Source organism: Rhizobium sp. CC-YZS058 (assembly GCF_034720595.1).
Classification (GTDB): Bacteria; Pseudomonadota; Alphaproteobacteria; order Rhizobiales; family Rhizobiaceae; genus Ferranicluibacter.
On record NZ_JAYESJ010000001.1, the window covers coordinates 4,163,232 to 4,183,494 of the forward strand.

The window sequence follows — 20,263 nt, forward strand, 5'->3', positions numbered from 1 at the left end:
CGAACAAAACAGCTTTCACGCGCACGGTCGTTGTCTCCTTGGATCGATCCGCTTGGCAAACAGGCTCTCGCGCCCATCTGCCCCTACCCCATTAAAGGCCTGAGCGTCTCATATGTAGCGGGCCTTTTCGATGGCTAGTGGACTCATTTGAAAACAGTTCCAGCCTCGGGTCTTTGCCTCGACAATTTTTTTCACAGCCGGAACGAAAGGCTGGCGGAGGCTGTTTCTGCATATCATCACGAAATGGAGAGCTGTCATGACCAGCTCCAAGGGGGCTTGACGTGGGGGCAGACAGTGCAGGACGCAATTTCGGCACGCCGCTGGGGGCCACGCTGCGGCGCGATGCCTCCGCGCGCAGCCGGTTTACCGGCAGCACGCTGGTCATCCTGATCGGCGTCGCGGCCGTGTTGAAGATCGGCCAGGAAATCTTCGTTCCGCTGGCGCTGTCTCTCCTGCTCACCTTCACGCTCGCGCCGATCGTCTCCTTCCTGCGCAAGCGCTCGGTGCCGAAGATCGCCGCCGTCATCCTGGCTGTCGCCTCCGCCTTCTGCGCGATCGGGATCTTCAGCGTCGTCGTCGCCACCCAAGTGACCAATCTTGCCGATAATATTCCAACCTATCAGCGCAACATCGTCACCAAGGTTCAAGCTCTGGCGGCGGCCAGTTCCGGCAGCGGCGTGCTCGATCATCTGAGCCAGGTGGTGGAACGCGTCGGCACGGAAATCCAGAACCGGGCAGTGGAAAGCAAGGATGAGGCCGCCGCGCCGGTGCCCGCCATGCCGGAAGCGCGCGAACCGCTGCCGGTGGAGATCATCACCCGCGCCAACCCGATCCAGACGCTGGGCAACTTCATCCTGCCGCTGATCAACCCCTTCGCCACGGCCGGCCTGATCATCGTGCTGGTCATCTTCATGCTGCTGGAACGCGAGGAGCTGCGGGACCGCTTCATCCGTCTTGTGGGCCTGAGCGACCTGCACAGGACGACGGCAGCGCTGCAGGACGCTGGCAAGCGGGTCGGGCGCTATCTTCTCATGCAGCTGGTCGTCAACGCGCTCTATGCCATCCCGATCACGATCGGGCTTTGGGCGCTCGGCATTCCCAACGCCATTCTCTGGGGCATGCTGACCCTGGTGCTGCGCTTCGTGCCCTATATCGGCCCGGTCATCGGGATGATCCTGCCGCTCTTCCTGGCGCTTGCCATTTCGCCGGGTTGGTCGCTCGTGCTCTGGGTTGCGGCGCTGTTCATCACCGTCGAGCTGATCAGCAACAATGTCATCGAACCCTGGCTCTATGGCGCCCATACCGGACTCTCGCCGCTCGCCATCATCATCTCGGCGATCTTCTGGTCCTGGCTCTGGGGACCTCTGGGGCTGATGCTGTCCACCCCGCTCACCGTCTGCCTCGTCGTGCTCGGCCGCTATGTGCCGCAGTTCAGCTTCCTTGACGTGCTTCTCGGCAACGAGCCGGTTCTGGAGCCGCAGGAAAAGCTCTACCAGCGTCTCCTGGCCGGCGATCCGAACGAAGCGACCGACAATGCCGAAGACTTCCTCGAAGAGGATTATCTGATCGACTATTACGAGAAGATCGGTCTGCCCGCATTGATGCTCGGCGAACTCGATCGCCAGCGCGGGGTGATGTCGGATACGCAGCTGGGGCTGTTTGCCGCCAGCGCCGGCACGCTCGTTACGAATCTCGACGAGATTGCCGACGAGGAAGAGCGGGAGGAAGAGGAAGACAGTGCCGATCCGGCAGCGCAGACTGCCGGGGACGGCGAGGCCGAGCTGGAGCTGCCCGACGGACGCGGGCGCCGGGTGCTGTGCCTTGGCGGACGTGGCGTCATCGACGATGCCGCCGCCTCGATGCTTGCTCAGGTGCTGGAGGTTCAGGGAGCAGAGGTGGTGACCGCGCCGCTCGACGGCAAGGAAAACCGATCCACCCGCGACCTGCCGATCACGGGGATCGATACGGTGGTGATCGCCTTCATGAACGGCAATTCGAAATCCCATGCCCGGCATCTGACACGGCGGCTGAAGCGCCTTGACCCCGGCCTTCGTGTCGGCCTGCTCATTCCCTTTGCCAACGGACAGGATCATCCGAGGATCACCTCGGAAGAGACCAATGCCGATTTCACGGTCTTGAGCCTGACCGACGCCGTCCGCGCCGCCTTGAGCGAGGCGCAGGCGGTCGAGCTGAAGCTGGTGACCCGCCGGCTTGCCCGGCCGCGCGTGCGGCTGAGCCAGGTGGCGAACGGCTGATCGCCGGGCGGAGAGGGCGGACCCGTCGGCCCGCCCCCGTTTCGTCAGCTCTTCGGCTTTTCGTGGTGTCCGCCGAAGGCGAAGCGCATGGCGGAGAGCAGCTTGTCGGCAAACTCGGATTCGCCCTGCGAGGTGAAGCGCTGATAAAGGGCGGAAGAGAGCACCGGGACCGGGACGCCGGTGTCGATCGCTGCCTTCACCGTCCAGCGGCCTTCGCCGGAATCCGAAACACGGCCGCCGAAATCGGCAAGCGTCGGATCATGGCGCAGCGCTTCGGCCGTCAGGTCGAGCAGCCAGGAGCTGACCACGCTGCCATGGCGCCAGACCTCGGCGATGGCGGCTAGGTCGAGATCGAACTGGTAATATTTCGGCTGCTGCAGCGGGCTGGTCTCGGCATCGGCCGTGCGGCTCTGCTTGCCGGCATTGGCCGCCTTCAACAGGTTCATGCCTTCGGCATAGGCGGCCATCATGCCGTATTCGATGCCGTTATGCACCATCTTGACGAAATGGCCCGAGCCGCTCGGCCCGCAATGGAGATAGCCGCGGTCTGCGGTGCGCAGCGCTTCCCGGTCCTCGTCCGTGCGCCCTGTACCGCCGGGAGACAGCGTTGCGAAGATCGGGTCAAGATGGGCGACCGCGTGGTCGGGCCCGCCGATCATCAGGCAATAGCCGCGCTCCAGCCCCCAGACCCCGCCGCTGGTGCCGACATCGAGATAGTTGATCTCCCGAGACGAGAGCGCTTCGGCGCGATCGACATCGTCATGGTAGAAGGAGTTGCCGCCGTCGATGATGATGTCGCCCGGGACCATCTGGCCCGCCACGCGCTCCACATTCTCGCCGGTGATCGCGGCCGGCAGCATGAGCCAGACTGTGGCGGGCTTGGAAAGCTTCGAGACCAGATCCTCGATCGAGCTGGCGCCCGTTGCCCCTTCCCTGACGAGGGCCTCGACGTTTGCGGGGTTGATGTCGTAGACGACGCACGCATGCCCGCCGCGCAGGAGGCGGCGCACCATGTTGGCGCCCATCCGGCCCAGTCCCATCATTCCGATCTGCATGGAATATCCTCTGTCCTTTGCCCGTTCGATCAGGGCGATGGGACGAGATGTAGGCGAAGAGCCGATGACGGAAAGCTGAAAATTTCGCCTACCGGCAGCGGGTGCGACGAAAGCACCTGGTGGCGGTCGATAAGGTCCTGACATTATGAACGGCTACTCGTCAGGCGAGCACACGTTTTAGTGGCATCATTCAATAAGCGTTAACTCAGGATGACGTAATAGGCAAATTTCCAAAGCGCTTTGGATACCTGGGCGTGACCTAAGTGACCATGCGCAACCTACGTTGCGTACCTGCCACGACTTCAACCGATTCGACTATCGCGAATCCTCGCCATAGCGATTCAAAGCGGTTGGGATTAGCTTCAGACTGCGCGGCCCTGATGATGAGTGAGGCATCCCGAGGGGGAAGGGGCCGCCGGTCCTGGCCATGATGGCCGCGGCGCGCGTCGATCGCATCATATCTGCGCGGAGTGCAATTTAGGTTGACTTCATATTCCTGAACGGACTATATCACACGTCTTTACAACCGGTCGCGCCGAAGCACGACATGCTTCATTGTGATGCGCTGCCCCCGTGCATGGTCCGGACGTCATGGAATCATCTCAGGCGCGATTGACATGTCCGAACCCTCGTCTTCGCAGCAAGCCTCTCCCGGCGGTGCGCTGCGCTTGTCCTACCGACGCGAAAACCAGCGGCAGGCCCAGCTCGTGATCTCAGCCGAACAGAGCAACTCCATCCTTCCTTCTCAGTGCGAAACGCCCTTCTCGGCGCGGCGTATTGCGGTGCTCGACTCCGCACCCTGCCGCCTGGGCGAGGGGGCCGGTTACGATCCGAACACGGACACCGCCTGGTGGTTCGATCTTCTGTGTCCGGTTCTCCATGAACGCAGCATTCAGACGGGCGTGTCGAGAACCATCCGCATGCCGGGACGCGCCAGTCTGCTGGTGCCGACGGATGGCGCGCATCCGTTGGTCGCCATGGACGACGGCTTGCATGTCTGGGACCGCGGCGAAGACCGGTTCCATCCGTATCTGACGCTGAATGCCGGGGCCTCGGCCAAGATGCGCACCCATTGCGGGCGCGTGCATCCGAGCGGATCGCTGTGGATCGCCAGCATGCATCATGACGCTGCCCATGGCTGCGGCATGATCCACGTCGTGCGCAATGGCCAGGCGCAGCTGCTGTTCGACCGGTTGACCGTGCCGAGCTCGATCTGTTTCTCGCCTGATGGAACAGCGGGTTACTTTGCGGACACCCCGGACGGGGTCATCTACCGCGTTGCGCTCGATCCGCAGTCGGGCCTGCCGATCGGTCTGCCGCAGGTGTTCTTCGATGGCAGCCATCGCCCCGGCGGGATCGACGGCAGCGTCGTCGATCGGGGCGGCACGCTGTGGAACGTGCGCTGGGGCACGGCCTCGCTCGATGCCTATGAACCGAACGGCCGTTGGCAGAAAACCATCACCCTGCCGGCCGCCCAGCCGACATCTCTCGTCTTTATCGGCGGCAATGCGGAAAATCTGCTGATCACCTCGGCAGCTGTCGGCCTTCCCTGCAACGAGGTCGATGGACGTGCGATGATCGTACGCAGCCTGTTCCGCGGCTGCGTCGATGCGGCCTTCCGCTTGACCTGAAGCGACCTGCCTCAGCGCGTGGCCCAGAGCGCGCCGCGCTCGAAGATCCGGCGCATCTGCGGCACGGCAAATTCTTCCGCCGTATGGCCGAGCGCGCTGTAGAACACCCGCCCGTTCCCATAACGACGCTTCCAGACGACCGGCATGACGACGCCCTCGATCGAGGGAAAATACGCGCCTGAAAAGGTCGTCGTCGCCAGCACCTCGTTGGCGGGATCCACATGCAGGTAATACTGCTCCGACCGATAGTCGAAGCTGTCGATGCCGGCCATGATCGGGTCGTCCGGGCGGGTAATGTCGATCCGATAGTCGATGATATTGCCGGGATGGGCGACCCATTGTCCGCCGGTCATGAGCTGGTAGTCCGGCGATGCGCGGAAACTGTCGCCCATCGTTCCGTGAAATCCGGCAAGTCCCGTCCCGGCCTCGACCGCTGCCGTCAGCGCCTTGAGTTCCTCGGGTTCGATGGTCGACATGGTGATCATCGGCACGATGAGGTCGAAGGCCGAGAGATCCGCCCGGGTAAGAACGGCCGTCCCAGGCTCGACAGTGACCGACATGCCGTGCGCCGTCAGCATGTCGCGCACCACGGCCGCACTCTGTTGCGGCGTATGCCCGTCCCATCCACCCCAAAAGATCAAGGCTTTCTTCGTCATCGCTTTTCCCCTCCCGGATGCGCGCGGCATGCGCTTCCTGCCGCGCGATGGAGACTGCGTGTTTCGGCCGTGCTTGCCAAGGCCGGTCGGCGCAAGGCTATTGTCTTGCTCAGTGGAGACGGCGGCGCTGCGGCTTAGCTGTCACCCTCGACGAACTTGTTGAAACGGCTCGTTTCGCCGTCCTTCGTCTTGTCCTGGTAGAGGAAGGCGAGCTTGTTGCGGTCGAAGATGGCGAAGAACTCGTCCCACTCGATTTCCTCGAAATCCTCTTCCTTCTCGCCGAAATCGAGGCGGAGGATGCCGCCTTTCCCCTTGGTGCGGATCACGGAAGGCCGGCCGTTGCGCGCCTCCGCCCATTCCCGGATCGTGTCGTGATCGACGGTCGTTTCGGAACTGCTCATCGTGTCTCTCCGTGTTCAGGATGGATCGGAACGAGCACGGCTCCGTCGGCCTTTGCTCGTCGCTGACCAACCGGCGGCTGGCCAAGGAAGTTCCTGGTCACCGCTCATCACCAGTTGTTGAGCGCCCGCGCCTTGACTTCAGGCATCCGTTTTCAATTTCGGACGAATAAGGGCTGGACCGCGCAGCCTCGACGCATCGGCGCGCCGCCGATCGCCAATCCGTCAGTTTCCGACAAGGACATCGAATGTCTCCTTCCCGTCCGCTTGCTCCGCTTCGGCCGCTGCTGCGTGCCAGTGCCTTGATCGGTCTTCTCGCCCTTGCCGCCTGCAGCGACCAGAAGGAGCAGCAGCAGCAGGCGGGGGCCGCGCCGCCCGCGGTCAAGCCGGAAGTCTCGACCATGGTGCTGCATCCGACATCGGTTGCCATCACCGCCGAGTTGCCAGGCCGCACCAATGCCTCACTCATCGCCGAGGTGCGCCCACAGGTTGGCGGCATCATCCGCTCGCGCAATTTCCAGGAAGGCGGGTCGGTCAAGCAAGGCGATATTCTCTACGAGATCGATCCCGCTACCTATCAGGCCGCCTATGACAGCCAGGTGGCCGTTCTCCAGAAGGCCGAGGGCCTGCTGCCGAGTGCGAGGGCCAAGCTCGACCGCTATCGGGGCTTGAGCCGCAGCGATGCCGTCAGCCAGCAGGATTTCGACCAGGCGCAGGCGGAATATGTCCAGGCACAGGCCGATGTCGCTTCCGCCAAGGCCGCGCTCGAATCGGCGCGGATCAACCTCGACTACACCAAGATCCGCGCGCCGATCGCCGGACGGGTCGGTGCGTCCAGTATCACGGTCGGCGCGCTGGTGACGGCGGATCAGACGACCGCGCTCACCACGATCCGCCAGATCAACCCGATCAATGTCGATATCACCCAGTCGAGCGCCAACCTTCTGAAGCTGCGCCGCTCGATCGAGGACGGGCGGCTGAAGACGACGGGCGCGAATGTCACCGTTCGGCTGACGCTGGAAGACGGATCGCAATATGACCAGGTGGGACGGATCGAATTCCTCGATGCCGCGGTCAACGAGACCACCGGCACCGTTACCGTGCGGGCGGAATTTCCCAATCCCGACCAGCTGCTTCTGCCGGGCGTCTATGTCCGGGCGACCATTCAGGAAGGCATCCGGTCGAACAGTTTCCTGGTGCCGCAGCGGGCGGTGACGCGCAACACCAAGGGCGAGCCGACCGCCATGTTTGTGACCGAGGCAGGCAAGGTCGAGCAGCGGGTTCTGACCGTCGAGAGGAGCATCGGCAACAGCTGGCTGGTCTCCCAGGGCATCAAGGATCGCGAGCGCGTCATCGTCGAAGGGGGCCAGCGCGTGCGCCCCGATCAGGAGGTCACCGCAAGCGATGTCGTCGTGAATGATTCGACCGGCGAGCTCGAGCAGGCGGATGCCCGGCCGGACGCATCGCCGCAGACGGATACGGCCCCGCAGAAGAAGGCGGATGCCACAACCGGTGTCGCGCCCACCGCCGTTGCCGCGAAATAAGGATCGGTCATGTCACGCTTCTTCATCGACCGGCCGATCTTTGCCTGGGTCATCGCCATCGTCATCATGCTCGCCGGCGTGCTGGCGATCCTGCAGCTCTCGATCTCGCAATATCCGCAGATCGCGCCCACCACGGTGCGGATCAGCGCGACCTATCCCGGTGCCGATGCGGCGACAGTGGAAAATTCGGTGACCAAGGTCATCGAACAGGGCATGACCGGGATCGACGACCTCGACTACATCACCTCGACCTCGCAATCGAACGGCCAGGCCTCGATCACCGTCACCTTTACCAGTGCGGCCGATCCCGACATCGCCCAAGTGCAGGTGCAGAACAAGCTGCAGCTCGTCCAATCGCAGCTGCCGCAATCGGTGCAGGCAAACGGCATCACGGTGGCAAAATCGGCCACAGGCTTCCTGATGGTCGCCGCCTTCGTTTCGACCGATGGCTCGCTCAGCTCGCTGGATCTCGCGGATTATATCGACAGCACGCTCAACGACACGATCAAGCGCGTCGAAGGCGTTGGCGATACGCGCATCTTCGGCTCCGGCTACGCCATGCGCATCTGGCTCGATCCGGAAAAGCTGGTCAAATATTCGCTGATGGCGAGCGATGTCTCCACCGCCATCGAGGCGCAGAACACGCAAGTTTCCGCCGGGCAGCTCGGCGGCCTGCCGCAGCGCAAGGGCCAGCAGCTCAATGCCACGGTGACGGCCAAGAGCCGGCTGCAGACGCCCGAACAGTTCGAAAACATCATCATCAAGAGCCAGCCGGATGGCGCGCTGGTGCGCCTCAACGATGTCGCGACCGTCGAGCTTGGCGCCGAAAGCTACGATACGCTCGGTCTCTACAATGCCCGCAACGCCGCCGGCATCGGCATCAACCTTGCCTCCGGCGCCAACGCGCTCGACACGGCGGAAGGCGTGGTCAACGCGATCAACGGTCTCAAGGGCACGCTGCCGCCCAATGTCGAGGTCACCTATCCGAACGACACGACGCCCTTCGTGCGGCTGTCGATCGAGGATGTCGTCAAGACGCTGATCGAGGCGGTGGTCCTCGTCTTCGTCGTCATGCTGGTCTTCCTCCAGAGCTGGCGCGCGACCATCATCCCGACCTTGGCGGTTCCGGTGGTGCTGCTCGGCACCTTCGGGGTCTTGGCCGTGTTCGGCTATTCCATCAACACGCTCACCATGTTCGCGGTGGTGCTGGCCATCGGATTGCTCGTCGATGACGCGATCGTGGTGGTCGAAAATGTCGAGCGTGTCATGGAGGAGGAGGGTCTCGGCCCCCGCGAAGCGACGATCCGCTCGATGGAAGAAATCACCGGCGCTCTGGTCGGCATCGCCACCGTGCTATCGGCCGTGTTCATCCCCATGGCCTTTTTCTCCGGCTCCGTCGGCGTCATCTATCGCCAGTTCTCGATCACCATCGTCTCGGCCATGGTGCTCTCGGTCCTGGTGGCCCTGATCCTGACGCCCGCGCTCTGCGCCACCATCCTGAAGAAGCCCAAGCCCGACGCCAAGCGCAAGGGCGTGGCCGGCTGGTTCAATCGCGGCTTCGAGCGCACCACCCATGGCTACCAGCGCGGCGTTGCCGGCATGATCCGCCGCCCGGCCATTTTTCTCCTGGGCTTCCTGCTCATCGTCGCAGCCGCCGGCTATCTCTTCACGAAGCTGCCTACCTCCTTCCTGCCAGAGGAAGACCAGGGCATCCTCCTGACCAGCATCCAGCTGCCGCCCGGCGCCACGCAGGATCGCACAGTGCGGGTCATGAAGCAGGTGACAGACTTCTATCTGAAGCAGGAAGAAGCCAATGTCGAAGGCATCTTCGGCGCGGTCGGCTTCGGCTTCGGCGGTGTCGGGCAGAATGTCGCCCTGGCCTTCGTCAAGCTGAAGCCTTTCGACGAGCGCACGGAGGCCGACCAGCGTGCCTCGGCCATCGTCGGACGCGCCTCCAAGGCCTTCGGCGCCATCAAGGATGGGCGGGTCTTTGCGCTGGCCCCGCCGGCCATTCAGGGCTTCGGCAATTCCAGCGGCTTCGACTTCTACCTTCAGGACGTGAACGGCCAGGGCCACACCGCCCTGATCGCCGCCCGCGACAGGCTGCTCGGGCTGGCCGCCAAGAGCGACAAGCTGACCGGAACGCGACCGAACGGCCAGGACGACCAGCCGCAATATTCCGTGCAGATCGACCAGGAAAAGGCCAGCGCGCTCAATCTCAGCCTGGCCGATATCGATGCCACGCTGTCGGCCGCCTGGGGCGGGCGCTATGTCAACGATTTCATCGATCGCGGCCGCATCAAGCCGGTCTATATCCAGGCCGGCGCGGATTTCCGCATGCAGCCGGAAGATTTCGACCGCTGGTTCGTGCGCAATTCGGACAATGCCATGGTGCCCTTCTCCGCCTTCGCCGGCGGAGACTGGTCCTTCGGCTCGCCGCGGCTGGAGCGCTACAACGGCTCCTCCGCAGTCGAAATCCAGGGTTCGGCCGCGCCGGGGGTCAGCTCGGGTGAGGCGCTGAGCGAGGTGGAGCGTCTCGTCGAAGAGCTCGGCCCCGGCTTCCGGCTCGAATGGACCGGCCTTTCGGCCCAGGAAAAGCTCTCGGGCAGCCAGGCGACCCAGCTCTACCTGATCTCGGCGCTTGTGGTCTTCCTGGCGCTGGCCGCGCTTTATGAAAGCTGGTCGATCCCCTTTTCCGTTATGCTGGCCGTGCCGATCGGCATCTTCGGCGCCCTGGCGGCAGCAACGATCTTCGGCGAATCGAACGACGTCTATTTCAAGGTCGGCCTGCTCACCACGATCGGCCTTGCCGCCAAGAATGCGATTCTCATCGTCGAATTCGCGATCGAGCAGCAGGAAAAGCATGGCCGCGATCTGATCGACGCCACGCTGGAAGCGTCCCGGCAGCGCCTGCGTCCGATCTTGATGACGTCCTTCGCCTTTATTCTTGGCGTCACACCGCTCGCCATTGCCAGCGGCGCCGGTTCGGGTGCGCAGAACGCGATCGGCATCGGCGTCATGGGCGGCATGATCGCGGCCACCTTCCTCGGCGTGTTCTTCATTCCGCTGCTCTTCGTCGCGGTTCGCCGCATCTTCAAGGGCAAGCGCCGTGCAGCGCCGGAGGAAAAGGCCGAACCGGCGCCGGCTGGCTGAATGCGTGAACAAACCTGCCGCTCGGGAAGAGAGGCAGGCAGTCGCGCTGCGCTGTTGCAGCGCAACATTTTGCTACAAAAAGGGGGAAGCGTCCTCGCGTCGAATGTGTAAATTGCGAATCATCGCAAGAGACATGACGATCGCATGACAGACCAGAGCCTCGACATCCTGATACTCCTCAAGCCTGAGCTCGCCCAGTGGCTGGCTGCGCGCTTGGCCGCACGCGGCCTTCGCAGCACCATCGTCAACACGCTGGAGCCGTTGCGCCAGGCATCGAACAGCGGTCGTCCTGCCATGGCGGTGACCATGCTTGCCGACATCGGCCGGGTGCGGGCAGCCGGCAACCTGCCTGTCGTCAATTTCGAGGTGTTCCTGCATATGCGGGAGGATGGGGCCGGCGGGCGCAAGCGCGTCTTCGACGCCGAACAGTTTTTCCGCAGGATCGATGCCATCGCCGCGCGCCGCTTCAGCGTGCCAACCCTGACGCTGCCGGAGCCGCTGCGCGTGAGGCCGACACCGGCGATGCGTCTTCGCCGGCTTGCCCGGCTTGTGGCGAGCTTCTGCCGTCACCGGCGCGAACGCCTCGTCGCCATCCAGCAACTGCTTGCCGCCAAGCAGGAAGGCCTGACGAGCACCGGCTGACATCGTCGCTCGACGAGGGGAGTCGAGCTTCGCCTCAGGCAGCCTTGCGGCGCGCGATCGCTTCGCGGGCGAGGCCCCTGGCCGCAGCATCGGCGGCAAAGACGTCGTCCATCGCCGTGGCCGGCGCCCAGTCGGTCATCGTCTCCATTACCAGCTCGGCGATCTCCGCCATATCCAGAAAGCCGATCGCCCCGTCCACGAAGGCCTGGAAGGCGATCTCTTCGGCCGCGTTCATCACCGCGCCTTGAAGGCCGCCACGCGTCAAGGCCAGCCGGGCCAAGCGCAAGGCCGGAAAACGGATCTCGTCCGGCGCCTCGAAATCCAGCCGTGCGAGCTTGGCGAAGTCCAGCCGCTCGACGTTGAGCGGCGGACGATCCGGATAGGTGAGCGCATAGCCGATCGCGGTGCGCATGTCCGGCGCGCCGAGCTGTGCCAGTACCGATCCATCTCGATAGCCGACCATGGAGTGCACGATCGATTGCGGGTGGACGATCACTTCGATCTGCTCGGGCCGAACGTCGAACAGATGCTTGGCCTCGATCATCTCGAGCGCCTTGTTGAACATGGAGGCACTGCCGATCGAAATCTTCAGGCCCATCGACCAATTGGGGTGGGCTCGGGCGATCTCTACGGTAACCCCGGCCATCTGATCCCGCGTCCAGCTGCGGAAAGGGCCGCCGGAGGCCGTAAGTACGATTCGTTCGACCGCGTGGCGCTGGTCGTCTTCGAGTGCCTGGAAGATAGCCGAATGCTCGCTATCGACCGGAATCAGCGTCCCTCCGCCACGATGGACCGCCTGCACGAAGAGATCGCCGGCCGAGACCAGGCATTCCTTGTTGGCGAGCGCGATATCGGCGCCGCGTGCAGCCGCAGCCAGCGTCGGGGCGAGCCCCGCCGTACCAACGATCGCCGCCATGACCCAGCTCGCCTCGCGGGCTGCGGCCTCCTGCAGCCCGGACGGTCCGGCTGCCACCTCGATGCCGGTGCCGGACAGCGCGTCCTTCAGGTCCTGGTAACGCCCCTCGTCGGCGGTGACCGCCAGTTCGGCGCCGAAGGTCTGCGCCTGCTCGGCCAGGAGCTCGATATTGCCATGCCCGGTCAACGCGGCGACGGTAAAGCGATCACGTCCGCCCAGTTGCTGGACGACATCGAGCGTGCTGCAGCCGATCGACCCTGTGGAACCGAGAAGGGTGATGCGCTGACGGGTGGAAAGGGGCATGTGAGAGGCGACCTCGAGAAAGACGGATCCGGCAGACCGGAGGCAGTCTGACAGGCCTCTATATAGAGAGCGCCGATCGCGTCTGTCATCCCTGCTGTGTGGTCGGCCGGATTTGCCGGGGCTTTCGCCAGGGTGGCACGGGCAAAAGCCGGGTCCGGATCTTGGAAACGTCCGCTTTTCGAATGCTCACTTTCGGGCAGCGCTCGGAAGGCTGATTGCGAGGTTTTGGTTTGTCCATCTTCGCGATATTCCTATTGCAATCAAACGACGATTCCAGACGTATCCGAGAAGGTGTGGTCCATACGCTGGATTTGATTTGGTCATCTTCGCCGACAAGGCACAAAAAAGCCCGCCGAAGCGGGCCACTCGATACCGGGTCGAGCCGACTAGATGTGGATGTCGGCCTTGGCCAGTTCAGACTTTTCGAAGAAGCGGGCGACTGCTCCCCTCGGCTCGAACACCGGCGAGATGCCGAGATCCTTCAGCTTCGACGGAACGCTTCTCGGGTTCCAGCCGAATGCTTTCCCGATCTGGCTCAGCGTTGCATATCTCTGCTGGAACTCCGACATAGAACGCCGCTCGATGAACTGGACCTTATGCCCGCTCATCATGGGGAGGATGCGCCCGTCGAGGTATCCGAGGCTGATCAGCGCTTTGATCGTGGCGTTCGTCGTTCCAAGGACTCGTTTTGCCTCCTCCCTGCGCATCAGCTCCTCGTCGCCACCAGCCATAGGATCGACGACGTGTTTGAGCGCCTCAGGCGCTACTCTGATCCGGACGATACTCGGTACGTCTCCCGGAATGATGTAGGATTCCACGTGGCCTTCGAGAACGGTCGCGACGACCTCATGATACCGACGGTTCCAGTACCTCGTCGCCTCAGCCAAGGAGACGTAGCCGTCGGCGCTGGAAAGGGGCGTCGCCCCGTCTTCCAGTCGGGACAGCACGTCCTTGACCGATGACGGTTTGATGCGGCTGTAGGAGCGTTCGCTGCCGTCGCGCGTCTCCACCTGCTCGAAGATTCCAGCGGAAACCAGATTATGGACACGTCTCTCACTGATCCCTGTCATCTTTGCCGCCTCCACGCTTGTGAGAGTGTCCGCGGCGCTCTGCAGGATCGGGCGAAGCACGTCTGCCGGGATGTAGGTCGCACTATCCGAGTACCCGTCGTCGAAGCTGTCGTCGCTTGCCTTCATGAGCGCCCTGATCCGCTTCGTCTGGACACCGAATTCGGCATGAGCGGAGTTGAGGCAATAGAGGTGGCGTCGGGCCACGGGTCTGAAGATGATCTGCCCTTCGCCGAACGGCATGTTCCGCTCCAGAATGTCCTGGATGAGATCGACCACTTCCTGATACGCGGATTTGTCCTGATGGCGGCGGAGCCATCTGCTCATAGATCCGAGCATCTGTCCGACATGCTTCGTCCTCGGACGGAGTCTGTCGATGTCCTTTGCGAGCATCGCACGGATCTCGTCGGCTCCTTCGGATGCGACACTGAAGCCCCACTCCGGGGGATCGAACTGTTCGATCATCCTGTCCTGAAGGTCATGGGATGCGATGTACTCGCCGAGATGACGCGCCAACTCGACGGCGACATGCGCGTCGAGTCCGTCAAGGAAACCAGCGGCTGGTTTCGAGAGGACACGACCCTGCAGATAGGCGTCCAGGCGTGGTTGGCGAGCTCGTTCGGCGGACGCCGCTGCCGTGGCGATCATCTTGGTGTTGCGCAACACGAACAGCGGAAAGTCATGGAGATCGGTGCCGGCCTCCATCTCCACCTCGGTCAGAGAGCACCCGTGGAGCCCGCAGCTTTCGATCGCGCGAACCGACCACCACGCGCGACGATACGCGCGAGCCGCAAGCCGTCCCTCTTCCTTTAGCCTGTCCTTGACGACGCAGCAGGCGCAGAAGCGCATCGTCCGGCCAGGCCGCATATCCCTGTTCAAAGTCGCGAAGCCGAGCTGCCACGCGCCTCCTGGGCTGCTCGACGATACGGCCATCGCCTCCAGCCGGGCCATAGCGACACCCGACCACGTTCCGACCATAGACATGGCATCATGATCCCCGGAGATGAGTGCGGAGGATGCGAGATCGGCATGCTCAAGGAATTCGCTTAGCGAATTGAACCCATTCGCAGCAGCGAGGCGTGCGACGAAATCGATCGCCGCCTCGTCGTCGTGGTGCGGCACGGTGATGGGAAGCCTCATCGTGCGGCCCTCCGGCCCGAATGGACAAGATCGGTAAGCGCGTTCGCGGGGTCGATCTCGCTCCAACGGGCTGCGGTGAAGATGTTGTCGCCCGGCAGACAGCCGGTGTTGGTCTGGTAGCCGTGGGCGAAGGCACGGACATCGACGGTGTCCTTCTCCTTCTGCATGACGAGACTGCACGCTGCCTGTACCGCCTCGATGATCCTTCCGTAGCATCCGCCACTGGCGGCGCAGAGGCGTCCGAGAAAGTCGTCGGCCTGGATCCCCTCCGACATCTTCAGTCCGCATCTTCCCACGACGATGTCGGTCAGCACCTCCATGACGATGCTCCTGTCGGACGGCATGGACAAAGGGATGAAGCGCATGACCATCGACCGGTTCACCAACTGCGGGTCACCCTCGAGCAGCTCCGCAAGCTGCGGCACGCCGGAATAGATCGTGTGCAGCGGCCAATCGTCAATCTGCATTAGGCTTTTCAGCCGGTCCTGCACGTCGGCCACTGCTCTGCTGCTTGCGTGGCGCAGGAGATGCTGGGCCTCGTCGACATGAAGGAAGACGATGCCGCGCTCGCGCAACTGCGCCTTGACGGTCGCGAAGAGCTGACCTTCCGTCATCTTGTTCGACGACGGTACGCCGATAGCCTGGAGGATCGCGATAGCGAAGTCCTTCGCGGTACAGGGCTTGGGGGCCTCGATGCTCAGGAGGGGGCGTACCGTCTCACCGTATTCGTTCGTCCAGGGCTGGAGTTCCGGGATAAGGGAGAAGTGGTGGCGCAAGGCATAGGACTTGCCGCTGCCTGAAGCTCCGACGAGAAACAGAGCCCGCCGGCGCGAACCCAGACCTTCGCGGCAGGCCTCCACGTTGTCCACCAGTTCGCGCAGCATGGAAGCCAGCCGCTTGTCGCGCGCATGATGCAGGTAGCCGGCGCGGAGCGCCCTCGCCCTGTTGACGGCCGGGCTGCGTTCGGGAGTGATCATGCTATCGTCCATTCTCAATAATCCTCGTAGTACGACTGCCCGGTATCCTCTTCGGATACGTCGTTAGGCTGTTCCATCGGCTCCGTGCCTGGAGACGTGCGGGTCCTGCTCTTCCTCCCATCGCGCTTACGCTCGGCGTGGAAGTCCGGCACGGCAGTCGAAGGCGAGACCGAACCGTCGCGGAGCGGATCTGCGGGGATCGCGAACGTTTCGGTCACAGTGGGGGTATCGGCGGACCTGACAGCCACCCAGGCTCCGAACACGTCGGATTCAATGCGGAGATAGTGCTCGGCATCGAGCGTACGCGGCGTCAGGTTGGCGCGGAGCGCGGCCGCCCGGCCCGAGTTGCGAAGTCGGTCGATCGCACGGTACATCGCATCCAGTCCCGCTTCCGCTTCAGCGGCGTTCTGCTTCCTGAGTTCGTTACGCGCCTCGATCCACTCGGCAAGCGAGAGACCCTTTCCGATCCCGACCTGGTTACCCACTTCGAACCAGCCCTCGTCGCCCCTCACGGAGATAGTCGCGAGGTTCTCGGGGTCGACCTTGACGTCGAACTCCATCTGCCCGAACTTCATCCGCTGGCGCTGTAGTTCTTCGGAAGCGTAGGGGATGCCCATGAACACGATGCCATAGCCGCCGATACGGCGCTTGAACCGCTTGCCAAAGATGTCGAGCATGGATCCTGCGTCCTGGCTCGGAAAGTTCAGCCCATGCTCCTGCGTCGCTCTCAGCCAGGCATTGTGAGGCGTCGCTCCGCCAAGGCCCGAATGGGGCTTGTTGTGATACAGGTCGCAGACACCGAGGGTGAGGAGAGGGATGATCTCATCCACCAACAGGCTGATCTGCTGCTCGGGGTCGTAGTCACCCTTTTCCGCGATGGAACGGAAGGTCTGTCCCGTGAAGAACGCGGTGAGCAGCGGTCCGAGGACGTGGAACAGCGTCTCGACGAAAGGGCGAGCCTTCGGGTTGCCTGCTTCCGGCCGGCTGAACGAAATCCTCGCGGCGCGCATGGCGGCTTCGGTCACCTCGTTTGCGAACTCGCTGCCGTTGTCGCTGTAGATATTGCGCGGTCGAACCATGCCGACCCAAGGGGTTTCCGCTCCGACCAGGGTGGAAATATGCCGCTTGTCCGACATGATCATGCGGATTGCGTCCACTGCGACCACGGCGCTCGGGCTGAGAGCAGCTTTGAAGGCCAGCACGTAGCGCGTCGCCGCGTCGATCGCCGCCACGAACCAGATGCGCCTTCCGGACACGGCCTCCTTGAGGTGGGAAGGCAGGAGATTCCACGTTCCGGTCTCAACGAAGAGTGCCATCAGATCGGTCTTCCAGAAGTCGATCTCGATCCGCTCGCCGACCGACAGAGCCTCGATCCTGCGCTTGTTGATATGGAACTTCTTCAAGGCCGAAGCCCGGCCGTGTCGGCTGTCCCACCTGTCGAACGCGTCGAAGGAGTAGATGATGGATTCGAACTTGTAGCGGGTGACCTTGACCAAGGGTAACGCCCGGTCCTCGTTCGCCTTCCACAGTTCCTTCAGGTATCCCTTGTATACGGCGGCCATGCTGGGCTTGAGGTCCGACAGGTAGTTGCGTGCTTCCTTATGCGCGAGCGAAAGCGACTCGGCATCGACCTTGCGCATATGTAGACCCGGACCGTGATGACGGTGCACGATGCCGAGCACCTGGCCGCCGCAGGCGTGGTACCGCTTGTAGTCCCTTCGGAAGGTCTTCACCGAAGGCGTCGGGAATGCAGACATCTCCATCATCGTGTCGGCCCGGACGCTGTTGTCATCGTCGAGACTCAGCATCTCCATGATGATCCGCTTGCGGTACTTGCGCAGGTTGAGTTCGAAGATCTCCTTGGACCAGCGCGGCTTTTTGCCGAGGCTCACGCAGTCAGCGTCGTAGAGGTGGATCATCTTCTCGCGGAAAAGCGCCAGATCGCGCTTCTTGCCGGTGATTTCCGCGAAGGTGCGTTCTCCGAAGATGGCGCGCAGACGGTCGTTCTCAGGCCCGTCATAGTCGTAGCTGATCCGGGCTTCCCCATCGAGAAGCTTGTTGTAGATCTCGGCATGGGGGACGAAGCGTTCGTCGCTGGCGTTCTTCCTGTTGGCGAACGTCCAGCCTTCGGCGTCCCTGCGGACCGGCTTCCAGTCCACACCCGCTTCGCTGAAGCGGGTGCTGGAGCTCATGTTGACGAGGGCGTACCGGAAAAAGGTGGGGATCATGGGTTCGGACTGCATGATGTGTTCCTTGTTCTGCAGCAGGGGGGAGTGGGTGATCCGAGCTGTCGGGTCTACCGTCGGGCCATCAGCCTGGTCAGTTCTTCGAGGCGACGTTGCACCGGTGTGGGACGGAGCATCTCCGTGATGATCCGCTTGCGGTACCTGCGCAGATCGCGTTCGAAGATCTCCCTGGACCAGCGCGGCTTCCTGCCGAGGCTCACGCGGTCAGCGTCGTAGAGGTGAATCATCTTCTCGCGGAAGAGCGCCAGATCGCGCTTCTTTCCGGTGATTTCCGTGAACGTGAGATCTTCGAAGATGGCGCGTCCAGGATCACTCCCGCGAGCGTCGCGGCCGCAGCGGATACGGGCGCTTCCATCGGCGAGCATCTGGCGGACCTCGGAATGGGAGATGAACCGTTCGTCGCCAGCTTTCTTCCGGTCGACAAACGTCCAGCCCTCCGTGTTCGACTTGACCGGCGTCCAGTCGATGCCTCCTTCGCTGAAGCAGTCGCTGGGGCGCATTTCGACCGGGGAGTTGCCGGGAAAGGTGCGGTGGGGCAGTTCAGGCTTCATGGCTTGCTCCGTGAGTTGTGGCGATATCGGGGAGGGGGGTGACTTCTGATCTATCGCCGGACCATCAGCCGGGTCAGGTCGTCGATGCGATCCCGCGTTTCTGTCAGGAGAACGCCGTCGTCGATCAGCAAAAGGATGGCGGTGCGGCGGGGAGCCCGGTCGGGGCATCCGCGGAGAAGCTCTCCGAAGCGGAACGGTCCGTGGAAAGACTGCACGGCTTCAAGCGCGCTTGCATATTCGGCGTCGTCACGCATCTTGCGTGCCCGCAGGATGCGCTCCGCGTTCTCGCCGGCAGCGTATGTCGCATCGCGCTCCGTCATCAGACGGATGTCATGCACGGCGGCGCTGACGGTGGAGCCGTTCCGGTTCTTCCGGACGAACCCTTCCGCCCTGATGCGGGCGAGGAGATCCGCCATCGAAGCGGCCTTCCTGTGCTGCTTTACAGCAACCGCCACCACCAACCCGTCGTGGAAGACGACGCAGTAGTCGCAGATGTGCTCCCGCAGCTTACCTTCGGCGTCACGGTAGAGAAGTACAGGGAACTGGGAGTGGACGGATTTCACATCCCTGCGGGCCTGCAGGATCAGGGAAACACGCCGCTCGAGACCGCTTTCGTGATACACGACCTCGTCGCCGTGCACCGAGAAGCCGCGGAGCGTCCTGGCATGCTTGGCGGGCGGCTTGCGCACCGCATGCCACGCTTCCGGCTCGTTCCAGAAAGCGGTCTCAGTCTTCGCTTCTGCCGGGGTTCCAGGATATTCCGCAATCCGATCCTTCGGCGCGGCCGATCCTGCCGGTCGGGCCGGCAGCATCATGGGTGCGCGGAGGAAGGATCGGGGGGAGGCTCAGGAAGCCGAGGCCGGCGCGGCGAAGCTGGATATGGCGGTAAGCCTGACGTGCGAAATGCATGGAGCGGTCCTTACGTGAACAAGATACGGCATAGCGTGACTGGGTCTCCGGAGTTCGTCTCCGGAGGTCACATTATGAGTTGACGTATCCTGTCCATGCGTAGCTCCTGTCGTCTGGTGGAAGAGGTACCGGCTTCCCGGTTGTTTGGCGAGCCCCGGCCTGGCGAATCCTGGTCTCCAAGGGCACACTTCGCCACTTGTGGTGAAGCTGCCGATAAACTGTCCCGAAACGGCTCAAGTTGCGGCGTCGACTAGATCGCTGTGGTCAGTCCATGGTTCATTGCCGGCAGGTCGATCGCCCGTTCCGGCGGCAGCAACCATATCTCCTTCAAGGGATCGAACAGTCCGGGCAGTTCCAGCACCTCGTGGATCTTGAGGAAGTCCTTCGTGTTCCCCGTTATGATCGGTGTTTCGTGCGCGATGGCGACCGCGGCCACCATCAGGTCATGGCCGATCCCTTCATGCTTTGCAGACGGGCACGGAACCCACAGATGTTTCAGGCTGCGTGTCGAGCTCAGAAGTCCGTAGATGTCCGCCACCTCCCATGTCATGTCCAGCATCGCGAAGTCCGTGGCCCGGATCTCTTCGATCCAGGTCTGCAGCTCTCCCGAGCGGCGCTCGTTGACCTTGCGGACAAGGTGCGCGCCCCGAAGTATCTCTGCGATCACCGGATAGCAGACAGCCAGCCGGTCGAGGCCGACATCCAGCAGCCATTGGCGCAGTCCCGGAGGAGGGATCTGCCGGCTGGTAAGACTCAGGACGTTCGTATCGAGCAGTAGAAGGTCCTGCTGCATTGACGGAATCCTTTCACCGAATAAGTT

At 63.0% G+C, this 20,263-nt stretch carries 16 protein-coding genes; 5 read left to right on the forward strand and 11 right to left on the reverse strand.

Features of this window, described 5'->3' with window-relative positions; all coding sequences use genetic code 11:
• The first annotated feature begins 281 nt into the window (after nt 1-281).
• Nucleotides 282-2,255 (forward strand): AI-2E family transporter, encoded by a 1,974-nt coding sequence (locus U8330_RS19725; RefSeq protein WP_416236887.1) that lies wholly within the window; start codon nt 282-284, stop codon nt 2,253-2,255.
• 44 nt (nt 2,256-2,299) lie between these two features.
• Here the strand turns inward: U8330_RS19725 and gnd are convergent, their stop codons facing one another.
• Complete coding sequence (gene gnd, locus U8330_RS19730) at nt 2,300-3,310, reverse strand: phosphogluconate dehydrogenase (NAD(+)-dependent, decarboxylating) (protein ID WP_323106953.1); 1,011 nt, start codon at nt 3,308-3,310, stop codon at nt 2,300-2,302.
• Between the two features lie 617 nt (nt 3,311-3,927).
• Here gnd and U8330_RS19735 point away from each other — a divergent pair.
• On the forward strand, nt 3,928-4,941 hold the full coding sequence (locus tag U8330_RS19735) for an SMP-30/gluconolactonase/LRE family protein (protein ID WP_323106954.1): 1,014 nt from the start codon (nt 3,928-3,930) through the stop codon (nt 4,939-4,941).
• Nucleotides 4,942-4,952: 11 nt separating this feature from the next.
• Here U8330_RS19735 and U8330_RS19740 read toward each other — a convergent pair whose 3' ends face one another.
• Nucleotides 4,953-5,597 (reverse strand): ThuA domain-containing protein, encoded by a 645-nt coding sequence (locus tag U8330_RS19740; protein WP_323106955.1) that lies wholly within the window; start codon nt 5,595-5,597, stop codon nt 4,953-4,955.
• Between the two features lie 134 nt (nt 5,598-5,731).
• A complete protein-coding gene (locus U8330_RS19745) occupies nt 5,732-5,998 on the reverse strand; it encodes a hypothetical protein (RefSeq protein WP_323106956.1) in 267 nt (88 codons plus the stop codon).
• 245 nt (nt 5,999-6,243) lie between these two features.
• On the opposite strand from U8330_RS19745, the gene U8330_RS19750 reads away from it, so the two are divergent.
• The 3 genes from U8330_RS19750 to U8330_RS19760 all read left to right on the forward strand — a co-directional run bounded on the left by U8330_RS19750 (nt 6,244) and on the right by U8330_RS19760 (nt 11,334).
• On the forward strand, nt 6,244-7,539 hold the full coding sequence (locus U8330_RS19750) for an efflux RND transporter periplasmic adaptor subunit (protein WP_323106957.1): 1,296 nt from the start codon (nt 6,244-6,246) through the stop codon (nt 7,537-7,539).
• Between the two features lie 9 nt (nt 7,540-7,548).
• A complete protein-coding gene (locus U8330_RS19755; protein ID WP_323106958.1) occupies nt 7,549-10,692 on the forward strand; it encodes an efflux RND transporter permease subunit in 3,144 nt (1,047 codons plus the stop codon).
• 144 nt (nt 10,693-10,836) lie between these two features.
• On the forward strand, nt 10,837-11,334 hold the full coding sequence (locus U8330_RS19760; protein ID WP_323106959.1) for a hypothetical protein: 498 nt from the start codon (nt 10,837-10,839) through the stop codon (nt 11,332-11,334).
• Nucleotides 11,335-11,368: 34 nt separating this feature from the next.
• Here U8330_RS19760 and dxr read toward each other — a convergent pair whose 3' ends face one another.
• From dxr to U8330_RS19800, 8 genes are all read right to left on the reverse strand, one after another.
• Entirely contained in the window at nt 11,369-12,553 is a 1,185-nt protein-coding gene (gene dxr, locus U8330_RS19765; protein ID WP_323106960.1) for a 1-deoxy-D-xylulose-5-phosphate reductoisomerase, read from the reverse strand.
• A gap of 386 nt (nt 12,554-12,939) precedes the next feature.
• Complete coding sequence (locus tag U8330_RS19770; protein WP_323106961.1) at nt 12,940-14,760, reverse strand: TniQ family protein; 1,821 nt, start codon at nt 14,758-14,760, stop codon at nt 12,940-12,942.
• The gene (locus U8330_RS19775) at nt 14,757-15,737 is read right to left on the reverse strand and encodes an ATP-binding protein (protein WP_323106962.1); all 981 of its coding nucleotides are present in this window, start codon (nt 15,735-15,737) and stop codon (nt 14,757-14,759) included. The genes U8330_RS19770 and U8330_RS19775 overlap by 4 nt, the downstream gene beginning before the upstream one ends.
• Before the next feature lie 14 nt (nt 15,738-15,751).
• Nucleotides 15,752-17,980, reverse strand: coding sequence for a Mu transposase C-terminal domain-containing protein (locus U8330_RS19780; RefSeq protein ID WP_323106963.1), 2,229 nt, complete (start codon nt 17,978-17,980; stop codon nt 15,752-15,754).
• Between the two features lie 53 nt (nt 17,981-18,033).
• Nucleotides 18,034-18,534: a hypothetical protein gene (locus U8330_RS19785; RefSeq protein ID WP_323106964.1), complete on the reverse strand. Its 501-nt coding sequence runs from the start codon at nt 18,532-18,534 to the stop codon at nt 18,034-18,036.
• Nucleotides 18,535-18,584: 50 nt separating this feature from the next.
• Complete coding sequence (locus U8330_RS19790; protein ID WP_323106965.1) at nt 18,585-19,223, reverse strand: hypothetical protein; 639 nt, start codon at nt 19,221-19,223, stop codon at nt 18,585-18,587.
• Between the two features lie 37 nt (nt 19,224-19,260).
• Nucleotides 19,261-19,443: a hypothetical protein gene (locus U8330_RS19795; protein ID WP_323106967.1), complete on the reverse strand. Its 183-nt coding sequence runs from the start codon at nt 19,441-19,443 to the stop codon at nt 19,261-19,263.
• 250 nt (nt 19,444-19,693) lie between these two features.
• Nucleotides 19,694-20,236, reverse strand: a complete 543-nt coding sequence (locus U8330_RS19800; RefSeq protein WP_323106968.1) for a type II toxin-antitoxin system VapC family toxin — start codon at nt 20,234-20,236, stop codon at nt 19,694-19,696.
• Between the last annotated feature and the right edge of the window lie 27 nt (nt 20,237-20,263).

Bases quoted from the DNA above. Each gene is read 5' to 3' on its own strand.
- dxr (WP_323106960.1), bottom strand. From the start codon at position 12,553: ATGCCCCTTTCCACCCGTCAGCGCATCACCCTTCTCGGTTCCACAGGG.
- U8330_RS19740 (WP_323106955.1), bottom strand. From the start codon at position 5,597: ATGACGAAGAAAGCCTTGATCTTTTGGGGTGGATGGGACGGGCATACG.
- U8330_RS19760 (WP_323106959.1), top strand. From the start codon at position 10,837: ATGACAGACCAGAGCCTCGACATCCTGATACTCCTCAAGCCTGAGCTC.
- gnd (WP_323106953.1), bottom strand. From the start codon at position 3,310: ATGCAGATCGGAATGATGGGACTGGGCCGGATGGGCGCCAACATGGTG.
- U8330_RS19750 (WP_323106957.1), top strand. From the start codon at position 6,244: ATGTCTCCTTCCCGTCCGCTTGCTCCGCTTCGGCCGCTGCTGCGTGCC.
- U8330_RS19745 (WP_323106956.1), bottom strand. From the start codon at position 5,998: ATGAGCAGTTCCGAAACGACCGTCGATCACGACACGATCCGGGAATGG.
- U8330_RS19735 (WP_323106954.1), top strand. From the start codon at position 3,928: ATGTCCGAACCCTCGTCTTCGCAGCAAGCCTCTCCCGGCGGTGCGCTG.
- U8330_RS19785 (WP_323106964.1), bottom strand. From the start codon at position 18,534: ATGAAGCCTGAACTGCCCCACCGCACCTTTCCCGGCAACTCCCCGGTC.
- U8330_RS19775 (WP_323106962.1), bottom strand. From the start codon at position 15,737: ATGATCACTCCCGAACGCAGCCCGGCCGTCAACAGGGCGAGGGCGCTC.
- U8330_RS19780 (WP_323106963.1), bottom strand. From the start codon at position 17,980: ATGCAGTCCGAACCCATGATCCCCACCTTTTTCCGGTACGCCCTCGTC.
- U8330_RS19795 (WP_323106967.1), bottom strand. From the start codon at position 19,443: ATGCATTTCGCACGTCAGGCTTACCGCCATATCCAGCTTCGCCGCGCC.
- U8330_RS19800 (WP_323106968.1), bottom strand. From the start codon at position 20,236: ATGCAGCAGGACCTTCTACTGCTCGATACGAACGTCCTGAGTCTTACC.
- U8330_RS19770 (WP_323106961.1), bottom strand. From the start codon at position 14,760: ATGAGGCTTCCCATCACCGTGCCGCACCACGACGACGAGGCGGCGATC.
- U8330_RS19755 (WP_323106958.1), top strand. From the start codon at position 7,549: ATGTCACGCTTCTTCATCGACCGGCCGATCTTTGCCTGGGTCATCGCC.